This is a genomic window from Psychrobacter piscatorii (assembly GCF_001444505.1).
Taxonomy (GTDB): Bacteria; Pseudomonadota; Gammaproteobacteria; order Pseudomonadales; family Moraxellaceae; genus Psychrobacter; species Psychrobacter piscatorii_B.
Genome location: NZ_LNDJ01000090.1, coordinates 1 through 21,323, shown reverse-complemented (window position 1 = coordinate 21,323; position 21,323 = coordinate 1). Strand labels below are relative to the sequence as shown.

Sequence of the window (21,323 nt, the reverse complement as noted above, 5' to 3'; positions counted from 1 at the left end):
TCTCCGATATACTCGGGGCGGTTCATAAAGATGCTACTTGATATTTTTCTATCTCTATAAATGTTTTACTTTGGTGCATCTACTGCTTTTCTTTAGTGCGTAGAATTTGTACTCTATATCTTATATAAATCTAAGTGTTTGTTTTTGCTTGTTTGTTTTTTTGGCACAATAAGTGCTTATACTATTCTGTGATATGAAAGGTACTGGAAAGATAGTAGTCAATATTGAACCTCAATAATAAGACATACAACGTTAACACCCTTCATAGAAAATTTTAAATGAAGTACCTGAGTGGTCTTCATTTAATAATTTCGGGACGACCCGAACAGCAACTAAGCTTGCTGATAGATTCTGGACGACCAGCATACTCTATGCTTAAGAAAGGAGCTTAATAAAATGTCAGTTTTTGAAAAAACGGTGCATAAAGCATTTACTGAACTTCCCATCGTGGATATTTCTTTACTATTTTCTGATGATTTAAATAAAAGAGAGATAGCTGCAAGTAGTTTAGATAAAGCCGTTCGAGAGACAGGTTTTTTATACTTAAAGGGTCATCAAATTGCCCCAAGTTTAATCAATGATCTCAAAGAGGTGGTTAAAGAATATTTTAAGCAAGATCAAAACAGTAAAATGAAAAACTATATCGGCCTTTCAAAAAATCACTCAGGGTATGTACCGCGTGGCGAAGAGGGGTTTTATAGTACAGACAGTCAAAAACCTGACTTAAAAGAAGCTTATGATATTGGTCCAGATTCACCTAGTTTAATGGCTAGATTTGAAAAAGAGGCTTTTACACAATGGCCTAAAGATGGAGCGTTCAAAAAAAGTGTTAGCGCTTATTATAATGCGATGCTTGAACTAAGCAGAGTATTATTTCAAGGTTTTGCCTTAGCGTTGAAACTACCTGAAAATACATTCACTCAATATCTTACAACCCCTCCTAGTCAATTACGTCTAATTCATTACTTTGATAACCCTGAAGCAGAAGAGTCTGATTCAGGAATCGGCGCACATACAGATTACGAATTCTTTACCATTTTATTACCAACGGCTCCAGGTTTACAGGTACTTAATGGTGCAAATGAATGGATTAATGTGCCATTAGTAGAGGATTGTTTTGTGATCAATATTGGCGACATGATGGAACAAGTATCAAACGGGCAGTACGTTGCCACCTCTCATCGTGTTAGACAAGTAAAAGAAGAGAGGTACTCATTTCCATTCTTCTCAAGTTTGGATTACGAGACCGTTGTTGCTCCTATTTCAAAGTTTGTTGATAAGCAAGAAGTCTCATCTTATGAACCCATTATTTGTGGTGATCATCTCCTCGCACAAACAATACAAACCTTTAGTTATCTCAAAGAAAAATCTGCTCGAGGTGAAGTAAATCTACCTGAAAACTCTCGTTCACTTTTGTCTTTTGGGCAAGCAGCGATAAAGGAAGGTTGATCATGAATATCAAAGAACTTATCGAACATCATGGTAAAAAATCGGCTAATTCTGTCCCTGACTGGATGATTGGCTGTTTTAAGCGCAGAAGTATCTCGTTCGCAAGTGGCGAAACGGATATTGATACACATGTGTTTTGGTTACAGGGTCGGAACTTAACAATTGATCTACGCCTGCCTATTGAAGCTGAAATGGTAGTTAAAAAATCGTGGGAAAAATGCTCTTCAGATGAGCTTTATCAATTAGCCAATTATGAAGGGTGGTCTGCTGATAGCACTTGGAACAATGAGCAATTAAGCTGGTCAGGTGGCACTGGCTTTCAAGTGCATAACCGTTGGCCTGAGCCTGCCATTCTTTCTCGTGTCGGGGATTGTATGATCGAAGCTTCACCTTATGGATCGTATATAGAAGACTGGCGTATTACTTCTCGCGAAGCTGGAGTGTTATTGAGTCTTGAATTAATTAATGAAGAAAATGTAACAACAGGAGAGCTACGTCATCAAGGTGGCGCATTAATTATTAATGAGAATTGGGCGGGATTGGTACTCGGACGAGTAAATGAAATCGTTACAGATGAAGATGATACCCAGTTAAGAGATAAGATTACACGAGAACACCAAAACGTCCCTTTTTTAAAGCAAGTTTTTAATTTTGAAACTTCTGTTGCAAAAGGGAGCTTAGAGCAAGGATTTAAAATCGAATTCTCTACTAAACCAAAAAGAGTCGGAGAATTGATTTTCGAACTTGATGGGTTTGAATTTGATGAAGAAAACAACGAAGTGCTTCAATTTTTTGAAGAAGGCAACCAACGAATAAAACGTCGTTTTTCTATCGATACAATAGAATCTGAATTTGCTTATTCAGGCCAAACACAATGGCATGAAAAAGCAAAAGAGTGGTTTGATGCCGAACAAGAAACCGTCGGCCGGTATTTAAAAAAATTGACGTAAGAATATATTTATTACTTGTAAAAAACCTTGCAGGTTGGGTGCCACATGGAACCCAACCTAACGATCTGATACTTACCAATAAAGCATTTGATTGCCTGCAAAAATATCTCTTGTCTAGAATCGGATCTGTTATTGAGATGATTGATAGAAGAAGTAATAACATAAGCATAAACTTACTCTTTTATAGACTTCATTTAACATAATATACATTATGCGAAAACATACCAGCGGTTTCAGTATAAGAGTAAATATCAATCTGCGTTATATCGTTTCTATATTTAACTGCATATTTTTAAATTTAAAATAGCTTGGCGCTGACATTTTTAATATCAATTCAGTTTTCTACTAACGACAAGTTTCAAGTAAATGCTTACTCAAAGTTCCACCATCTTCATTTAAGCTAACATCTGCGATTTGGCAATCTTTATCATTGCATGTCAAGTCATAATAAATATTGCTACCTTGCGCCAAGCTGACTTGAACCAATCCTTTATCAGTCATCGAAAACTTCTTGTCTTGAGTATAATCAGGGTCTTGAGAATCCCACAGCACATCATAATCAACATTGCAGGACATTTGAGTTTTATCAAAGTAATCTTGTTCTAGCTGCATGGCTGCTTGTAAGTCAGCATTGGCATATTGCTGTAGCACTATAGGATTACTCATACCTTGGTCATCGATATCTTGTTGGTACATTTTTGTGATGGTCGTGATTTTCATATCAGTCGCAGCAGCTTGTTTCTGAGATGCTTTTGTCACATCTGCTGTAGCAGTACCGACAGTTGTCAGTGCTATGGTTGATAGTAATATCAGCGATTTGTATGTTGGCATGTCGTTCTCTACGAGATCTTATCTTATAAGTGTTACGGTCTATTACATCATAGCCATATAACGACTCTGCTGTATTATCGTATCATTCAGGTTCACTCATCAAAATTCCGATTACATAGCGCTTTTATGCTCTTTTATCTATTGTGATGACAACTTTTAGTGGCTTATCGTGACGTTTATTTCACTAATAACTGTGGTAAGGATGCTTTTATGATAATACTACCTACCTTTTTTAAGAATGAATCTGCGGCATTGGCTTCTAGTGGCCTTTTGTTGCTTACTTTGACCGCGACTGGTTGCCAGTCCGCTTCTGAGCCCAGTGAAGCCATTGTTTCTCAACCTACCAGCACCTCAGCAACGGCTATAAGTACTGATATCAGTCAACAAACCCTAAAGCAGCAAGCGTTGCGTATACAGCGGGCGCTCGCCAATAAGGATTTTGCTAGAATTACTGATGATATTCATCCCACACGTGGCGTCCGTTTTTCGATGTATGCCTACGTACGCCCTGAGTCTGATAAAGTCTTTAATCGCGCGCAATATGCACAATATTTGCAACAGTCCGATATTCGCTTCACATGGGGCGAAAAAGACGGCTCTGGTGAGCCATTAATCATACCGCTACCAGAGTACCTAGACACTTGGGTAAAGGCCAAAACCTTTAATGACGCTACCCTTAGCGTCAATGAGTTTCAAAAAAGTGGCAATAGCATCAATAACCTAAATAAAATATATCAAAACTCTGATGTCGTTGAGTTTTACTATAAAGGTAGTGATGAATACAGCGGTTTAGACTGGCGGGTGTTGCGCTTGGTGTTTGATGAGTATCAGGGTAAGCGTTATCTCGTCGCTGTCGTTAACGATCAGTGGACGGTTTAAATAACAACGTAAGCATCTGGATGGTCAGATAAATTATATTAAACAAGGGCAGTGCATCACATATGAAGCACTGCCCTTTTTGTCTCTTTATCATATTGAATTATATTCAATTTTTGGTATATAAATTTAAAATTATGCTTTTGGCTGAAGTGGACTTTGCTTAAAAAACTTCACCATAATATCGTAAATGTCAGGATAAGCATCCACCAGCTTTTGCGGGGTCTCAAAAAACACTTCGCTAAGCACCGCAAAAAACTCCGCTGGATTGGTCGCACCATAGCGATCGAGTCCTGACTTGCGATGATTTTGAAAATCTTCAAAATCACGGCTCATAATTTCCGTCCAGCGCGCCGGATCCATATCAGGCTGCATCGGTGGAAAGCCATTAGCGCGGCCATTCATCATATCAAGCTTATGCACAAATTCATGAATCACCACATTGTGTCCATCACGCTCACTTGAGTGCTTGGCATCCTCCCATGAGAGAATGACAGGACCTCGCTGCCATGCTTCCCCACTACGGTGCTGACGGCCCTCATGGACGATACCAAATTCATCTACCGTTGTACTCTCGCTTTTGTACGAACCTTGATAAATAATAATAGATGACCAACCGCTATACCACTCAAGGCTGAGGTTTAAGATAGGCAAGCACGCCTGTAGTGCAATGGATTGTCTGACCGCATCAGTAATCTCAAAACCTTGTGCGCCCACAATCGACTTATCATCCAAAAACAAAGTCGCCAAATCAAACAAGCGGCTTAGCTCGTCTTCAGTCAACCTATCCAATATCATGATACACTCAGCCGCCCGCGCCCAGTCTTCATGCGTGAACTTGCTGTTGTCCAATATACGCTGCTCACGCCAGTCTTTTATGATGTCAAACATACACTTTATCCCTATTCTTCTTAGTATATAGGCCAGCCGTTCTACGTATATTATAGCGATAACCAGTAGCACGCCATGATAATTACTATATTAAAATGTATAAAAACGCCGCTCATAAATACATTACTGAGCGGCGCAGACTGTCATCCATACATTATGTTTTAAAATTGATATTGTAAGCCTAATTGTACTGAGCTGTCTTTATCATCACGTGCAAAGGTGGTATCACCATTCAGATAAGCATAGACATTGTTATGAACCTTGTTGCTAACACTCAACTCAAAACGTCCATAGTCATCATCTTTGTCTGCTTGAGTGATACTAATGTCTCTTTTTTGCCCGTCAGCAAAAGACCTTGTCGATAAACGATCCACTAAGCCATCTTCGATGACATGTACGTAAGCGAGTTTGCTTTGAAGCTTGGCGGGTGTACCCATTAAATCAAACCCATATTGCAACTGGTAACCAATCTCCGAGTCCCATGCCTCACTAGATGTGCTATCAATTTTTAAGGCTGTGCGAGAGTTGGCATTGCCACTTGTGTAGCCGTCTATGTCAGTATCACTATAATTTAAACCTAAAAAAGCGCCATGAGCGATGTTTTTCTTAATAAGAAAATTGTAGCCAAGCTCATTATAAGCACTAAACACATCGGCATCAGTATTACCGCGTTCGCTATTGTTAATAATGTTGATACCATTATTACCATCCAGTCTGACGGTGCTATCAACATCTAAATCATGTTTAGATAAGCTTACAGAAGTTGTATTCCACCAAGCCGTGTTTTTGCCGCCCAGTAACGAGTAAGCTTGAATGCCATAGCTGGTGTCTTTTTTGATACCGTTTTCTACATTTTTATTGTTGTGATTGGCGGCTTTGAGACCTGCACCAACACGCCAGCTAGGTTGCACAACGTATTCACCATAGATACCAATATTGGCGCGAGCACCTTCTTGGACGTTATCAGAATCGACATAGCTTTGAGAGCCGTCTACCCAGACCTGAGCACGCGAAGCATCAAAGGTGTCATTGTTATCAATAGCAGGTAAAGCCAAAGCATTGGCACGCTCAAGAATAGCTGAATGCGAATCAGTGGCACTGTCCTTTAACGCAGCCCCCATTCTATTTTGAAGATTAAGCGCGCTTTTGTTTGTGGCAATGATATCAGCATTGGTTTGCTCAACAATCAATCTACTAATAATACGCGAATAGTCACGCATTCTTTGTGTGATGCGCTCTTCACCGAATGCAGCTATCAGCACTTCCTCATTGTCTAATTCGGGATTGTGCCACGTATAGCCACCTGGGATATTCGGATTTTCCGTTTGCGTATAACCATCATAATCAGGTTCAAGAGCCCAGTTGGTCGCCTCAAATCCTACGACGGGCATTACGTTGTCAAAAGACTCTTGATCGCTACAACAGCCAACACCATAAGGCTCGTAGGGCTCTGTCGAGCCAGGTGCAATGATGGCTGGATTGACTTCGAGTGTGATACCAAGCTCTTTTGCAATACGCAGCGCATTTTCACGCAGTCCTACATTGGCAGCTACTTCATTGCCGTCATCGTCATAAGCATTTCGTCCTGCATTGGCATACATCTTATCGCCTGTAATCAAGCTATCTAAGTTGATCATACCCAGTGCTGTCGATTTTTCTTCGTCAGTGAGCTGATCAACAAACGCCTTTGAACCATTGAGGCCGCCCTCCTCTGCACCAAACGCCACAAACTGAATATTATGTTCTGTGTCAATGCCATTCAGGTTTCTTGTCAATTCAGTCAACACGCCAGACCCAGAGGCGTTGTCATCTAATGCTTCTAGATTTTGATAATTTGGGTAGGCTACTGCAGAGTCATAATGTGCGCCGACAAATAGTGTTTTATTGGTATCAGCAACACCTTTTTGGGTCACAATAATGTTATTACTCGTTAGTGTTTGACCTCTAAATAAACCGCGAGGTGCAACGAAATCAAAAGTCTGACGATCGACTTGATTGTTACTGCCATCAATGTTCATACGTTGCTGCATATAGTTAGCAGCCCCAATTTCCTTGTCAGATCCGGTATAGCGACCAGCATAGTCTCGCGCGAGCGTTAACGCCGTTTCTTTACCATAATCACCGTATTGGGCTTCTGCAAATGTTTGTGAGCCTGTGAGTAGTGTCAGCGCAGCGACAACTGAAATCGTGAGCGGTGATAATCTATTATGCAAACTGTTTCTCCTTGGTTAAAGAAATGTAATCGACACTAAAAAATAACTCAATTAAGTGTGGTTTACAAGAAAAAGAAACAACGCATTTTTAAATCAAACCTCCAACGACAACATGTTCATAATCAACTTGATTAAGGTTTCCTTTTGATTCGGGTCAGACTCAGCCACCAATAATGTCAGAGCAGCAAGACCTGTGTTATTGATCACCATCTCACCTTTATCATTGAGTAGGCGTCCGTTACGGTGTGAAAAATCTACAAATAAGAAGGCTCCGCTGCGCTTATTGCCATCAGTAAGTAGCTATTCTTCATCGCGCCACGCCCTCCTCTTGCAGATAATCATGCAACCCTTCTGCAAACTGCCGATAACCCGCAGCGTTGGCGTGGATGCGATCAGATTTTAGTGTGTCATCCGACAATACCGCAGACCAACCACCTGAATATAAAGGCACCTCTTTCGCATCAGCAATATCTTCATATAATGGGTTGTCACTCACCCGTCCAAACAGCGCACTGGCACTAAAGTGAGGTTCAGCAATAAGGACCACATCGATATTTGCAGATTTCAAGGTGTCGATAGTAGCAGTGATATTGGCACGTGTAGTCTCAGGCTGAACGCGTTGCAATACATCATTACCACCCACGCCAAGCAGTACCAAGTCGGGATTTTGAGTAGTGATATCATCGACACGAGCCAGCACATCTGCGGAGGTATCGCCATTGACGCCTGCATTAATAACGGTCCAATGACTCAAATCGGCAAGCACCTTAGGATAAGCTGCATCTAGACTCGCGCCATAACCGTAAGTCAGCGAGTCACCAAGGGCAATCACTATGCTACCAGCTGGCACGGCTTCTTGCTTTGGCTCACTATCACAGCCGGTCATACTGAGAGTCGCGACCAATCCCATGCTAGCCAGCACCAAAAACTTACCTCGTATCTTCATGTCCACTCTTTTCCTTTTTTCATACAAATTGAGTTAAATTTATCAGAATTAAGTTGATATTACTAAAAACCTATTACTTAACCCTTGTTGTATGTTACTCAGCAACCGTTGTATAGTTCATACAGGAGATAGACTACCTGTTTGGCGAAATACAAGTGATCCCTTGCTTAGCATAGAGGGTGTAGTCATCATAAAGTATAACTTTACCAAGGATACGTGAGGTACTTATGAATAAAAAATCATCTCAAAGTCAGGGTCAGAGCCAAAATCAACATCAAGAAGAGCAGTCAATAGGTCAAATCAAAGACCAAAGTCAGAATAAAAATACAAATGAGGATACGGCTACCCCTGAAACCAGTGTAAAAGACAAGGACAACACTTCAGGGCAATCGCAAAGCCAGTCGCAGAGTCAATCACAAAATAAGTCACAGGACACGCCCGCCAATCAGTCAGCAGATAGTAACTCAACAGACACTCCCCCATCACGCGCACCAAGTTTTGATGAACTCCAAACAGGCAAAGGTCAGTATCGTCCCGTTGCAAAAGCCGTTGGTCATTGGCTTGATAACATCAACATGGATGCCCTCAATTATCTAAACGAACAAGCAGAAAACATCTTTTACCGTAAAGGGGTTACTTTTACGGTCTATAGCGATGCCAAAAACATCGAGCGTATGATTCCATTTGATATCATTCCACGCATTATTGCAGCGAGCGAATGGCAACAGATAGAAGCAGGCTGCAAACAGCGTATCACTGCTCTCAATGCTTTTTTGCATGATATCTACCATGATCAAGCCATTATGAAGGCCGATATTGTTCCTGCCAGCTATGTGTATGCCAGTGGCTGCTATGAACCGTGGATGATGGGCATTGAGCTCGACAAACCAATCTACTCTCACATTAGTGGTATCGATCTAATTCGTGATGAGTCTGGCAAGTTCTGTGTCTTAGAGGATAACTTGCGCACCCCGTCAGGCGTCTCATATATGCTTGAGAGCCGCAATATATCAGAGACCCTCTTAGCTGATATATTTGCTGACACCCCTATTATGGGCATCAGTGATTATCCCAACCGTCTCAAAGCCTGTCTTGCCAGCTCAACATCCAAATATGATCCGCAAGTCGTCATTTTAACGCCAGGTCGCTTTAATAGTGCCTATTATGAGCATGCTTTTTTAGCGCATGAGATGAATGTACCACTCGTTCATGGTTATGATTTGGTCGTTGAGGACAGCAAAGTCTACATGCAAGGTATTCGCGGTAAAGTACAAGTCGATGTCATCTACCGCCGCATTGATGATCCTTATATTGATCCTTTAGCATTCCGCTCAGATTCTATCTTGGGTGTGTCGGGGCTCATGAGTGCGTATCGCGCTGGCAACGTCGTTATCGTAAACGCACCAGGTACGGGCGTGGCCGATGATAAGAGTTTATATCCTTTTGTACCAGATATGATTAAGTTCTACTTAAATGAAGAGCCTATCCTACCTAATATTGAGACCTACCAGTGCCGTAAGCCTGATGATCTCAAATATGTGCTTGATAATCTGGACAAGCTGGTGGTAAAAGAAACGCAAGGCTCAGGCGGCTATGGGATGCTTATTGGTCCGACATCAACCAAAGAAGAAATCGAAGAATATCGCCTGCGTCTGCTTGAAAATCCAGCCGGCTTTATTGCTCAGCCAACCATCTCACTATCTACCAACCCCACTGCCGTGAGCGATGGTATCGCACCGCGTCATATTGATTTGCGTCCCTTTATTCTCAGTCATGGTGATGGCACGGTAGATATCGTACCTGGTGGTCTGACACGAGTGGCCATGGTTGAAGGCTCGTTGGTCGTCAATTCATCGCAAGGCGGAGGTATCAAAGACACTTGGATTATTGATGACAGTGATTTAGACAGCCAGCAAACCGACAAGTGCGCGCCTTTATCATCAATAGGTGTCAATTCTACAGGCAACGCTTTAGGGCACGCAAACTACTATGATCGAGTCCAGCCCTTAGAAACCGGTTACGAGAGCTTAGATGATGCGCCCATGATACTGCTACTCTCTACCGCCAGTCACTTAATATGGCTAGGCCGATATAGTGAGCGCTTGTATTACTATGACGATGTCATGAAACAGCTCATCAAAGGCGATCTCAAAAAATCACAGATCAAGCATTTAATCAGTCATTTAGGGTTTGCCGTTGATGGTGAAGCGTCGCTTACCACCATGAAAGCACAAATGATGTCTGACTTGGAACAAAACATCATACCCAATATTGTGCAGTCGATTGAGGACAATGTCCAAGAGGCCAAAGGTGTCATTGGTAAAGATACCGCTGAGCTGTATAACTTGATCAAGCGTTTATCGAGTGCTGGCACGTATCGAGCGGCGACCTTGCAGCTACACGCGTGTAACGCTGCAATGAAACAAGAAAATCCGACAGTGACGTGTTTTTGGCAATTGGGGCGTCACTTTGAGCAGCTTGAGCGTGCCGTCTTGTTGGGAGAGGATTCAACAGAGATCAGTTTTGAGTTCAGACATTGGATTAATGAGTTGCCGGAGAATACGCGCTGGCGTGAGCTTATCCGTTTGACCAATCAGATGATCAGGTCAAAGAAATTTAGTGATTTTGCGCTGATTAGCAAAGAGTTCAATCTCATATTGCGTCAAGGTGTATAGAAGGTGTCTAGCCAAAAACCAATAATAATGGCTCATGAGACATATGGAATAAACAGAAAAAGGAGGAGATATTATGAAACTTCAAATCAGTCACCAAACCAACTATTATTACGATGAGCTGGCGCAGCGCAGTGTACAGTATATACGCATGACCCCCATGCAAATGCCGCACCAAACCATTCATAAATGGGATGTTATGCTCCCTAAAGTGGCGACCAACCAAAAGGACGGCTTTGGTAATGCATGGCTCACGCTCAGTCGTAACGAGGCACATAACAACTTACAAATGCAGGCGTCGGGTGTCGTTGAGATCAATACCGAAACCGAACGTTTAGAGGATATGGATCATGTCCCCTACCTGCTATTTACCGTACAAACCCCGTTAACCAAATGCTCACAAGAGATGCGAGAGTTTGCAGCACCTTATCTGAAAACCCCTACTCACGACAGCCTAAAGGCGTTGGCAAATGCACTGATTATGAAAATGCCTTTTGTTAAAGACGTCACGCATGTGGGCACGACCGCTGCTGAGGCATTTGCGGCAAGTGCCGGTGTGTGCCAAGACCATACGCATGTATTTTTAAGCATCTTGCGCGATCAACAGATTCCAGCGCGTTATGTGTCCGGTTATCTGTATGATGATACCGAAAATCACATGGCCAGTCACGCATGGGCTGAGGTTTGGCTAGATGGTTACTGGTATACTTTTGATATCTCAAATCAGGCATTTACCCCAAACTCACATGTGTATGTGGCGATTGGGCGAGATTATCTAGATACGGCACCTGTTCGCGGCGTGCGTATGGGTGGCGGTTACGAAAATCTTTACAGTTTAGTATTAGTCAAAAAGCTATCATAGCGTTTGCTGTTTTCTACAATTTTTCTTTATCAAGGGTATCTTATGACCTATTGTGCTGCCATTCGTCTAAAAGACGGTATGGTCTTTGCCAGTGACACGCGCACCAATGCCGGTGTTGATCACATATCGACATTTAGAAAGTTATATCAATATGGCGTTGAGGGCGAGCGCTTTATGGTGCTACAGACAGCGGGTAGCTTAGCGACGTCGCAAGCAGTGTTCAATAAACTACAAAACGACATTGACCAGCGTGCTGAGAGCAACCTCAATACGGTAGCGACGTTGTTTGATGCGGCGCAAATGGTTGGCGAATGTATGCGTGATATTATGAATCATGCAAAAGCAGTCGCTAATTCTAGTCGTGATGGGGCCTTTACTAGCTCGTTTATGCTTGGTGGTCAAATTAAAGGACATCTGCCTGAGTTATACCTGATTTATCCTGAAGGCAATTGCATCAAAGCCACAGAAGATACGCCTTTCTTTCAGTTGGGCGAAAGTAAATACGGCAAACCTATTTTGGATCGTTCTGTCAGCTATAACACAGATGTAAGACACGCAGCACGTGCGTTGATGCTGTCATTTGATTCGACTATTCACTCAAATCTATCAGTCGGTATGCCGATAGATTTTGTGCTTTATGAAAATGACAGTTTAATCTTACCTAAAGGTCGCCGTATTGATGAGCGTGATGAATATTTTAATACCATCCGTCATAAATGGTCAGATGCGTTACGTCGCACGTTAGTTGAATTGCCCAAATGCCCTGATAATTATTGGGGATAGCCCCTTCACTCTTAGACCCAATTTGAAAACTGATCGTCACATCAATAAAATCACACCAATAAAAACGGTGCGGTGCGACTGTCTTCTGATTGGGCCACGTCTTCTGGCGTACCTTGAGCGACAATTAACCCGCCCTCATCACCTGCCCCTGGCCCCATATCAATCACCCAGTCGCTATTGCTGGCCACTTGCATATCATGCTCAACCATGATGACGGTGTTCCCCGCATCGACCAAACCGTTTAATTGCGCCATCAGCATGGATACATCAGCAGGATGTAAACCTGTGGTTGGCTCATCTAAGATATAGAGCGTATCGCCTCGTTGCGTGCGTTGTAGTTCAGTGGCAAGCTTGATGCGCTGTGCTTCACCCCCTGATAGCTCAGTGGCGGGCTGCCCCAAACGTAAGTAACCAAGCCCCACTTGCAGCAACGCATCTAATGCGCGCAAGATAGGCGCTTCATCTACAAAAAACTCATGCGCCGCTTCAACGGTTAAATTTAATACTTCAGCAATGTTTTTATCTCGATACGTGATGGTAAGTGTTTCTTCGTCATAGCGTTGCCCATGACATACCTGGCAAGGTGCATAGACACTTGGTAAAAATAGCAGCTCCACACTGACAAAACCCAAACCTTCACAATTTGGACAGCGGCCTTTTTTGGTGTTAAACGAGAAACGTCCAGCGTCATAGCCATGTGCTTTTGCTTGCTTAGTTGCGGCAAACAGCTTACGCACATCATCGAACAATCCTGTATAGGTTGCTAGGTTTGAGCGTGGTGTCCGCCCAATCGCCTTTTGATTGATATTAATAAGACGACGGACTTGCTCCATGCCAGCGACAATTTCACCACCAGTGACTGTCTCAAGCTCTTGCTCAAGCAAATCTGCCTCACCTACAGGCGCTTCAGTAACCGTCTTTTGCCCCAATACTTCACTGATAAGCTCTACCAATGCTTGGCTGACAAGACTCGACTTACCTGACCCTGAGACACCCGTGACACTAGTCATCACCCCAAGCGGAAACTCAACATCCAAGCCTGTTATATTATTGCGCTCGATATTTGCGAGTTTTAGCCACGCTGTCGGTTGCCTTGTGTCAGATTTTGACTGATGATTCGCCGTGTCGTTAGCAAAGAGATATTGACCCGTATGCGACTGCGCAACCTCACGTAGCCCTTCTACAGGCCCACTATAGACAATCTCTCCGCCATGCGTGCCAGCCTGTGGCCCGACATCTACCACCCAATCAGCATGCCCAATCACACTCACGTCGTGCTCAACCACAAACACCGAGTTACCAGACGCGATCAACTCATCTAGCGCCCCAAGTAGCGCCTGCGTGTCAGCAGGGTGCAGACCTGCTGATGGCTCATCAAGGACATAAACCACGCCAAACAGTTGCGAGCGAATCTGGGTCGCTAATCGCAATCGCTGTAGCTCACCAGGCGATAGCGTTGGTGTGGTACGCTCAAGCGATAAATAGCCCAGACCAAGCCTTGTTAGTGCCTCAATACGAGAGAGAATATCACTGGCAATACGCTGGGCAACGATGGCTTTTTCGCGGTTTGGTGTGTCATCTGCCACTTTGGTGTGTGCTGTTTTCTCAAGTTTTTGGGCCATGTCCGTCAATGTAAGCTGTGACAGCTCACCGATATCGAGTCCTGCAAATTTAACCGACAGTGATTCTTTCTTAAGTTTTTTGCCGTGACATTCTGGACACTCGGATATCTGCATAAATTGCGACACGCGTTTCTTGGTGCGCGGGCTTTGAGTAGTGGCAAAAGAATGCAAAATAAAGTTTTTGGCACTGGTAAACGTACCCATATAGTTTGGCTTTTCCCCTTTCTCGATTGCCTCCCGTGTCTGTTCTATATCATACTCAGGATAAACAGGCACTGTTGGTGTCTCATCGGTAAACAAGATCCAGTCGCGGGTCTTCTTTGGCAGGGTGTGCCAAGGCTTATCGATATCATAGCCTAGTGTGGTCAATATACGGCTCAGGTTTTGACCTTGCCATGCCGGTGGCCATGCCGCAATGGCACGCTCGCGAATGCTCTTGGTATTATCTGGTACCAGCAGATCCTCGGTGACCTCAAACACACGGCCGATACCTGAACAAGTGGGACAGGCACCATCTGGCGTATTGGGCGAGAACGCATCGGCATACAGTATCTCTTGGCCGGCGGGATACTCTCCGGCTCGTGAGTACAGCATACGAAGACCATTAGATATGGTCGTTACACTACCGACGGACGAGCGTACTGACGGCGTACCCCGCTGCTGCTGTAAGGCAACTGCTGGCGGTAACCCTTCTATAGTATCGACATCGGGTTCATCAACCTGATCGATGAGCCTTCTGGCATAAGGCGATACTGAATCAAGATAGCGGCGCTGTGACTCGGCAAATAGCGTACCGAATGCCAGTGATGATTTTCCCGATCCAGATATACCCGTAAAGACCACTAAGGCATTGCGCGGTAAATCCACATCGACGTTCTTTAAATTATGAACACGCGCACCTCTGACCTGAATATTTTTTTGATTAGGGTTGTATAGAGCGTTCTTGACGATACTTGTCTTATTTTCTATTGCTTCTAATTGTTTTGGATTGGCCATGACGCTATTTTTCCTATTGAGACACTATTTATTGCTAACGTATTTATTATTATTCATCTGAGTAGCAGGAAGGTTAACACGTACTCATGCAGGGGTGTGGCAATGCTTACGTATCAATAGCATAGATAGACAAAACGACAACTTAAGTCATTAGGCACCTTATAATAAAAAAACCCGCAATCATTGCAGGTTTTTTGAGGAAAAAATGCTATCAGAATATGGATAACCTAAATACTAACCCACTACCAAGCGCATCAATTGGGTGCTAATATACCCGCCAAACGTACCCACCGCATAGCCCATAATACCCAAAAACACACCAACAGGTGCAAGCGACGGATGAAAAGCCGTCGCGACAATCGGCGCAGAGGACGCACCGCCCGTGTTGGCGTTGGAGCCAACTGCCAAAAAGAAAAACGGTGCGCGAATCAGTCTGGCAACAGCAAAGATAAGCACCACATGGATACTCATCCATAAAAAGCCGATAAGCAATAGCCGCCACTGCGAGACAATACCCGCCAAATTAATCTGCATACCAATCGCGGCAATCAGCATGAAGATAAATACGGTACCCATTTTGGACGCGCCCACATGGTCGAGTCTGCGAATCTTAGTAAAAGAAAAAATGACACCTAACAGAGTAATAATGACCACCATCCAAAAGAATGAACTGGCAAAACTATATTGCACCGCCCATTTATATGGGGCAAAAAAGTCAGCAATTTGTCCACCAACAAAGTGCGCGACTCCTACCATGGCAAAGCACAAACCAAACATCACCATCAAATCATTGATGGTGGCTGGACGGGCATGATCGCGCTCATAGCTTTCGACGGCTTTGATAACTTTATCAATACTACTGGTATCCGCTCGCAAGAATCGATCGATCTTTGCGCTGTGTTTTGCCATTACTAATATTGCCAATAACCACAATGAGGCATTAGTGGCATCCACCAAGATCATCATGCCAAATAGATCATCACTGACCCCAAACAGCTCTTTCATTGCCGCTTGGTTAGCTGCACCGCCGATCCAACTGCCTGCCACGGCTGAAAATCCACGCCATAATGTATCGTCGACAAACATCTCAGGTGACACCCATTTGGCGATTCCTAAACTAATGGGACCGCTAATAACAATAGCGATACTGGCGGCAAAGAACATGGCAATCGCTTTCCAACCCAATCCTAGTATTTTGGGAACATCCATGGATAAGGTCATCAATAGCAAACTGGCTGGCAGCAGATACGTCGCGGTAAATCCATAAATCTGTGAACCCACCCCATCGGCGAACACCCCTAAGCTATTCAAAGTAGCAGGTATAAAGCAGCACAGCACAATACCGGGCAATACCGCATAAAACCGTCGCCAGAATTTACCCGGCAAACCTTGGGTATAGAATACTAGGCCAATGATTGCCATAATGATACCGAAAGCTAATGGCAGGCTATCAATTGCTAAAGTGGAGGTAGTAGGCATCAAGGCGCTCCGAGGCAAACAACTGGCAAAAGTGAATCAGTATAGACAAGCGGGAAAACTCGTGCAAGCAGCCATGTCAATGATCTTAATAACTGCTGAGTTCTAAACGAATCATAGTTAGTCATGCCTGCAAAAGCTTAACTATACCATCAGCGAACAATGGGTCACACACAAAAAAGCCAGATAACAAGTATCTGGCTTTTTACTACTTTAGACGATTAATATTAATTACGAATATTCATCGTCAGCTATAGCGATATTACGAGTTTTTACCACGGTTGCCACCGTTTGGACGACCTTGACCGCGGCTGTCAGAACGATTTGCCGGACGGCCTTGGCTGCCACTTGGACGACCACGACCAGTTGCCGCACGCTCACCACGTGGAACACCGTTGCTGTCGCCACGGCTTGGACCACCAGTGCGCTTGCCTTGATACGGCTTGCCACCTGAACGCTCATTTGGCTTACCAGACGAATCACGTGGATTACCTTGATAACCGCTGTCATTGCTCGCGCGTTGACCAGTCGGTGCGCCATCACTTGAACGACCACGACCGCCACCGCTAGATTTGCCAGCATAACCACCGCTTGAACGACCACGGCCTTGACCACCGCCATTAGAGCGACCACGGCCACGACCACGGCCTTTACCTTTGTTTTCGCTAGGTACGTAGGTTTTCTTAGGCTCCATACCTTCGATAACACAGACTTCCATCTTGCGATCTAAGTAACGGTTGATGGCGGCCAATTGTGGACGATCATCCATGCTGCATAGGCTGATAGCCACACCAGTACGACCAGCACGGCCACAACGACCAATACGGTGGACGTAATCTTCAGTTTGACGTGGCAAGTCATAGTTGATGACATGCGAGATTGCTGGCACGTCTAGGCCACGAGCAGCAACATCAGTGGCCACTAGGATTTTGCATTTGCCATTGCGTAAGTCTTGAACGATACGGTTACGCTTGCTCTGTGGCAAGTCACCATGTAGGAAGCTTGCTTTATGACCCGCTTCTTGTAGTTGTTTTGCCAATTTTTCAGTACTGCGTTTGGTTGCAGCAAAGATAATGATTTGATCCATCTCTTGTTGGCAAACGATTTTGTCAAGCAAGCGGTTTTTGTGATCAAAATCATCACAGTAGTACACTTTTTCTTCGATGTGTGCAGATTCTACTTTGATTGATACGCGCTCAGGATTCTTAGTGAAGCTGGCAGCGATTTTACCGACTGGGCCATCCCAAGTTGCTGAACACATGACGGTCTGGCGATCCACAGGAGCGGCGCGCAAAATGTCACTGATATCATCAGCAAAACCCATGTCTAGCATGCGATCCGCTTCATCCAGTACCAATACTTCTAGGTTTGATAGATCAACACGGCCCGCATTGATATGGTCGAGTAGACGACCAGGTGTCGCAACGATTACTTGAACGCCTTTTTTCAAAGCAGTGATCTGACCGTTGTATGGTGCGCCGCCAACGAGTGGTACACAAAATAGACCACGCATGTCTTTAGAATACGTACGGACGCTATCATGTACTTGTTGAGCAAGTTCACGCGTTGGTGTTAGGATAAGTGCTTTGGTTAGTTTGTCAAAGCTGGTCGCACGGCTCAAACGATCGAGTACTGGGATCACGAATGCCGCTGTTTTACCACTACCCGTTTGCGCTGACAATAAAAGGTCACGGCCGGCTAGTGCAAACGGAATGGCTTGTTCTTGGATAGGGGTTGGATTGGTATAACCACTGCGATCAAGTGCAGTAAGAATTGGCTTAGCAATGCCAAGATCAGTAAAGGTGACTTTGTTTTCTTCAGCAGCGTCAGTAGTAGCCGCTTGAGTATTGGTGTCAGTATTTGCAGTAGTGTCGTTACTTTCGATGATACCGTTTTCAGCGGCAATTGCAGATAAGATGTCAGTCATAGGAATCCTTGGTAAGTATAAGCTGCTGTAAATTCAGCAAACTTGATGCATACCACTGATAACCGTTCATCACGCTGCTTTTATTAAAGGTTACCGAGCAACATAAAAGTGTCGATAATCAGAAACCAAGCCATTAGAGCTTAGCGTCTTTATAATAAATGCGTTCGTGCTGTCTGACGTATTTTGGTGGTAGTGCCGAGTGTCTTATCCATGTTTGATATACGCGCATTATCAATGCTTTGTCCAAAGCAGATAATCGCAAACAGCAACCAATCTAGACCCTATATAGGTCAGTAGATAAGATATGAGTCAAAAATAACTGATATGTTTAAGGCGTTATTTAAGTACACAAAATCATCGGCAACAATTACTTATGGTCATCCTAGACCCAAAATCGCAGGCGATGTTATCAATCTCATAATTCACGAAAGCCTAAGCTTGCGTGGCGACGCAGTATAGCACAATAAAAAATTATGTGTAGCCATTTATTCAATTACTGAGTAAATAGCCCGAATAAGTCCTCTATTGAGCATGCTAAACGTCTCATTCAATAAAAAATCGGTGATTATTTGACTACTTTAACATCCGTGACATAAGTCGGCAGCTGCCATGCCCCGCCCGCTTCGATAAGACGGCACAGTCCAGTGGTGCTTTCATGGCTTTTCTCAAACGCGCGGCCCGTCCACACCCAATCGACTTGACTCATACAGTCGCCAATACCGCGACCTTTTTGTACTGAGCTAAGCTTACCTTTGTCGTAATTGGTGGCGCTAGTCGTGACCAATGTCGGCTTGTAAGGTTTGCTATCATTGATCACCCACACCCCACTACCCGCATTGTAAGCAGCTGTCCAACAATCATGCTGTGCGAGCAGCTGTGAATCATTTAGGCGACTGACACGCCAAGGTGACTTGTCTGATAGATTTGGGCAGTCAGCATCGGCATCTTTCATCGTTCCTTTCATCAATGAGGCCAATTGAGAGGATCTCATGACAAACTTTTTATCGCTAGCAGCAGACTTGCCACTAGGCTCTACAAAACGCAATACTGGTACAGCTTTGGGTGGCAATACACTGCTGTTAGATTTTACGGCCTCGTTGCTTTTCATAAAAGCGCTTGGTGTGCCTACTCGTCCTTGGACATCATCAGCTTTTAGCATCACTGCACTAGCGCCTTTATCTGAGAGTTGCCAGCGTGAGTTGCGCAGTGCTAGCGTAATCTTACTTGATCTTTGAAGCGCGCTTAGCAGCGCTGTAACCTGTGCTTGGGTTAGCTCAGCACTGCCTGCAGCTGCAGAATACGGCTTGGTTTCACCATAATTTCGATCGTTAATAAATAGTGATATCCGGTGACGGTTACCTAATTGCATTAAGGCTTTAGAAGAGCTGTCTTTAGCACCACCAAGCTTGACTTTGCCATCTACAGCGGCGTTTGCCCCTGCACGGCGAGTCAGCAAGATAGATACAGGGAACTCACTGTTATTCTCTGCTTGATAGCCTGCCAGCCGACAAGTACGGGTATTATCACAGACCACCTGCCAATCTTGGCTGGTAAACTCAGTTTCGGCGTTCACCATACTTGCTGTACTAAACAAAGCCATACTAACTGCTGCAAGCATAGGTAAGCGCATTTTATTATTGTGTTTCATAATCCATTACTCATCAATCAAATAAGTATAAATACCTGTCTGTCACGGTGATAAGCGGTTATCTTAACGCATTAATGTTTCTATCTGTTGTGCTAATGTACCATTATGTAAATACAAAAGAAAGTGGTCATCAATTTTATATTTATTATTTTAAATATAATAAAAATAGGCCGATAAGTGCGTAACTTAAACTTACCGGCCTAACTGTCATTGAAAATAATTAAATGATGCTCGTGCTAATAATTAATCGATTGGCTTTAGTTCTAGCTCCACAGCACGCTTAACGGCAGGTCTCTCAGCAATTTTTTTCGCCCAGCGCTGTATGTGTTTGTAGTCTTGTACTTGCAAAAACTCTGCCGCATCATATAGCTTACCGAGTACCAACTGTCCATACCATGCCCAAATAATCATATCGGCAATATTATAATCAGCCTCATCATTACCGCATAAATACTCACTGTCTTTTAGATGGGTATCTAATACATCAAGCTGACGTTTAGTCTCCATGGTGTAACGATTAATTGGATATTCTAACGGCTCTGGTGCATAGGCATAGAAATGTCCGAAGCCACCGCCTAAGAAAGGCGCACTACCCATTTGCCACATCACCCAAGAGAGACAGTCTGCTCGCGCCTTACCTAGTGATAAAGGTAGAAACTTATCGAACTTCTCCGCCAGATACATTAAAATCGCGCCCGACTCAAAAAGAGCAATTGGCTCGCCAGCGGTATCAGCAGAATGATCGACCAACGCTGGAATTTTTGAGTTGGGATTGATCGCTACAAATCCTGAGCCAAACTGCTCACCTTGCGAGATATCAATTTTATAAGCATCGTACTCAGCACCGCTAATACCAAGCTCTGCCAGCTCTTCTAATAAGATATTTACCTTAACACCATTGGGTGTGTTCAATGAGTATAGCTGTAACGGAGCATCGCCTACTGGTAGCTCTTTATTATAACGAGCGCCAGAGGTTGGGCGGTTGATGCTTGCGAACTTACCGCCGTTATCTTTGTCTTGTGTCCAAACTTTAGGCGGCACATATTTATCGTTTTGTGTGTTACTGGTTGATGCATTACTCATAAAATATCCTTAGTCAGTATTGCCATTATTTTTGGTTATATCAGCTTTTACTTATCTTAGTACTGTTTTTCTTGATATAGTCAATCCTAAATAAAACA

General features: G+C 43.8%; 14 protein-coding genes and 1 pseudogene. 6 read left to right on the top strand and 9 right to left on the bottom strand.

Annotated elements, in window-relative coordinates:
• Positions 1-396 precede the first annotated feature (396 nt).
• Positions 397-1,449, top strand: coding sequence for an isopenicillin N synthase family dioxygenase (locus tag AS194_RS09930; protein ID WP_058025359.1), 1,053 nt, complete (start codon positions 397-399; stop codon positions 1,447-1,449).
• Between the two features lie 2 nt (positions 1,450-1,451).
• Complete coding sequence (locus AS194_RS09925; protein ID WP_058025358.1) at positions 1,452-2,399, top strand: hypothetical protein; 948 nt, start codon at positions 1,452-1,454, stop codon at positions 2,397-2,399.
• 345 nt (positions 2,400-2,744) lie between these two features.
• Here AS194_RS09925 and AS194_RS09920 read toward each other — a convergent pair whose 3' ends face one another.
• On the bottom strand, positions 2,745-3,230 hold the full coding sequence (locus tag AS194_RS09920) for a hypothetical protein (RefSeq protein ID WP_058025357.1): 486 nt from the start codon (positions 3,228-3,230) through the stop codon (positions 2,745-2,747).
• Between the two features lie 210 nt (positions 3,231-3,440).
• Between AS194_RS09920 and AS194_RS09915 the strand changes: the two genes are divergently transcribed.
• The gene (locus AS194_RS09915; protein WP_152978632.1) at positions 3,441-4,109 is read left to right on the top strand and encodes a hypothetical protein; all 669 of its coding nucleotides are present in this window, start codon (positions 3,441-3,443) and stop codon (positions 4,107-4,109) included.
• A 132-nt stretch (positions 4,110-4,241) separates the two neighbouring features.
• Here the strand turns inward: AS194_RS09915 and AS194_RS09910 are convergent, their stop codons facing one another.
• From AS194_RS09910 to AS194_RS09900, 3 genes are all read right to left on the bottom strand, one after another.
• Entirely contained in the window at positions 4,242-4,997 is a 756-nt protein-coding gene (locus tag AS194_RS09910; RefSeq protein WP_058025356.1) for a zinc-dependent peptidase, read from the bottom strand.
• Positions 4,998-5,158: 161 nt separating this feature from the next.
• Positions 5,159-7,210: an autotransporter domain-containing protein gene (locus AS194_RS09905; RefSeq protein ID WP_058025355.1), complete on the bottom strand. Its 2,052-nt coding sequence runs from the start codon at positions 7,208-7,210 to the stop codon at positions 5,159-5,161.
• 307 nt (positions 7,211-7,517) lie between these two features.
• Entirely contained in the window at positions 7,518-8,156 is a 639-nt protein-coding gene (locus AS194_RS09900) for a GDSL-type esterase/lipase family protein (protein ID WP_058025354.1), read from the bottom strand.
• 299 nt (positions 8,157-8,455) lie between these two features.
• Here AS194_RS09900 and AS194_RS14130 point away from each other — a divergent pair.
• From AS194_RS14130 to AS194_RS09885, 3 genes and pseudogenes are all read left to right on the top strand, one after another.
• Positions 8,456-10,051 (top strand): annotated as a pseudogene (locus tag AS194_RS14130) (circularly permuted type 2 ATP-grasp protein); the annotation flags it as partial.
• A gap of 853 nt (positions 10,052-10,904) precedes the next feature.
• Positions 10,905-11,690: a transglutaminase family protein gene (locus tag AS194_RS09890; RefSeq protein WP_058025352.1), complete on the top strand. Its 786-nt coding sequence runs from the start codon at positions 10,905-10,907 to the stop codon at positions 11,688-11,690.
• Between the two features lie 42 nt (positions 11,691-11,732).
• On the top strand, positions 11,733-12,473 hold the full coding sequence (locus AS194_RS09885) for a peptidase (RefSeq protein WP_058025351.1): 741 nt from the start codon (positions 11,733-11,735) through the stop codon (positions 12,471-12,473).
• A gap of 50 nt (positions 12,474-12,523) precedes the next feature.
• Here AS194_RS09885 and uvrA read toward each other — a convergent pair whose 3' ends face one another.
• The 5 genes from uvrA to yghU all read right to left on the bottom strand — a co-directional run bounded on the left by uvrA (position 12,524) and on the right by yghU (position 21,225).
• Complete coding sequence (gene uvrA, locus AS194_RS09880) at positions 12,524-15,091, bottom strand: excinuclease ABC subunit UvrA (RefSeq protein ID WP_058025350.1); 2,568 nt, start codon at positions 15,089-15,091, stop codon at positions 12,524-12,526.
• A gap of 234 nt (positions 15,092-15,325) precedes the next feature.
• Positions 15,326-16,570, bottom strand: coding sequence for a DUF819 domain-containing protein (locus tag AS194_RS09875; RefSeq protein WP_058025349.1), 1,245 nt, complete (start codon positions 16,568-16,570; stop codon positions 15,326-15,328).
• A 259-nt stretch (positions 16,571-16,829) separates the two neighbouring features.
• Positions 16,830-18,494, bottom strand: coding sequence for a DEAD/DEAH box helicase (locus tag AS194_RS09870; protein WP_058025348.1), 1,665 nt, complete (start codon positions 18,492-18,494; stop codon positions 16,830-16,832).
• A 565-nt stretch (positions 18,495-19,059) separates the two neighbouring features.
• Positions 19,060-20,142: a DUF1176 domain-containing protein gene (locus AS194_RS09865; RefSeq protein WP_083499660.1), complete on the bottom strand. Its 1,083-nt coding sequence runs from the start codon at positions 20,140-20,142 to the stop codon at positions 19,060-19,062.
• A gap of 243 nt (positions 20,143-20,385) precedes the next feature.
• The gene (gene yghU, locus AS194_RS09860) at positions 20,386-21,225 is read right to left on the bottom strand and encodes a glutathione-dependent disulfide-bond oxidoreductase (protein ID WP_058025347.1); all 840 of its coding nucleotides are present in this window, start codon (positions 21,223-21,225) and stop codon (positions 20,386-20,388) included.
• Positions 21,226-21,323: the final 98 nt, after the last annotated feature.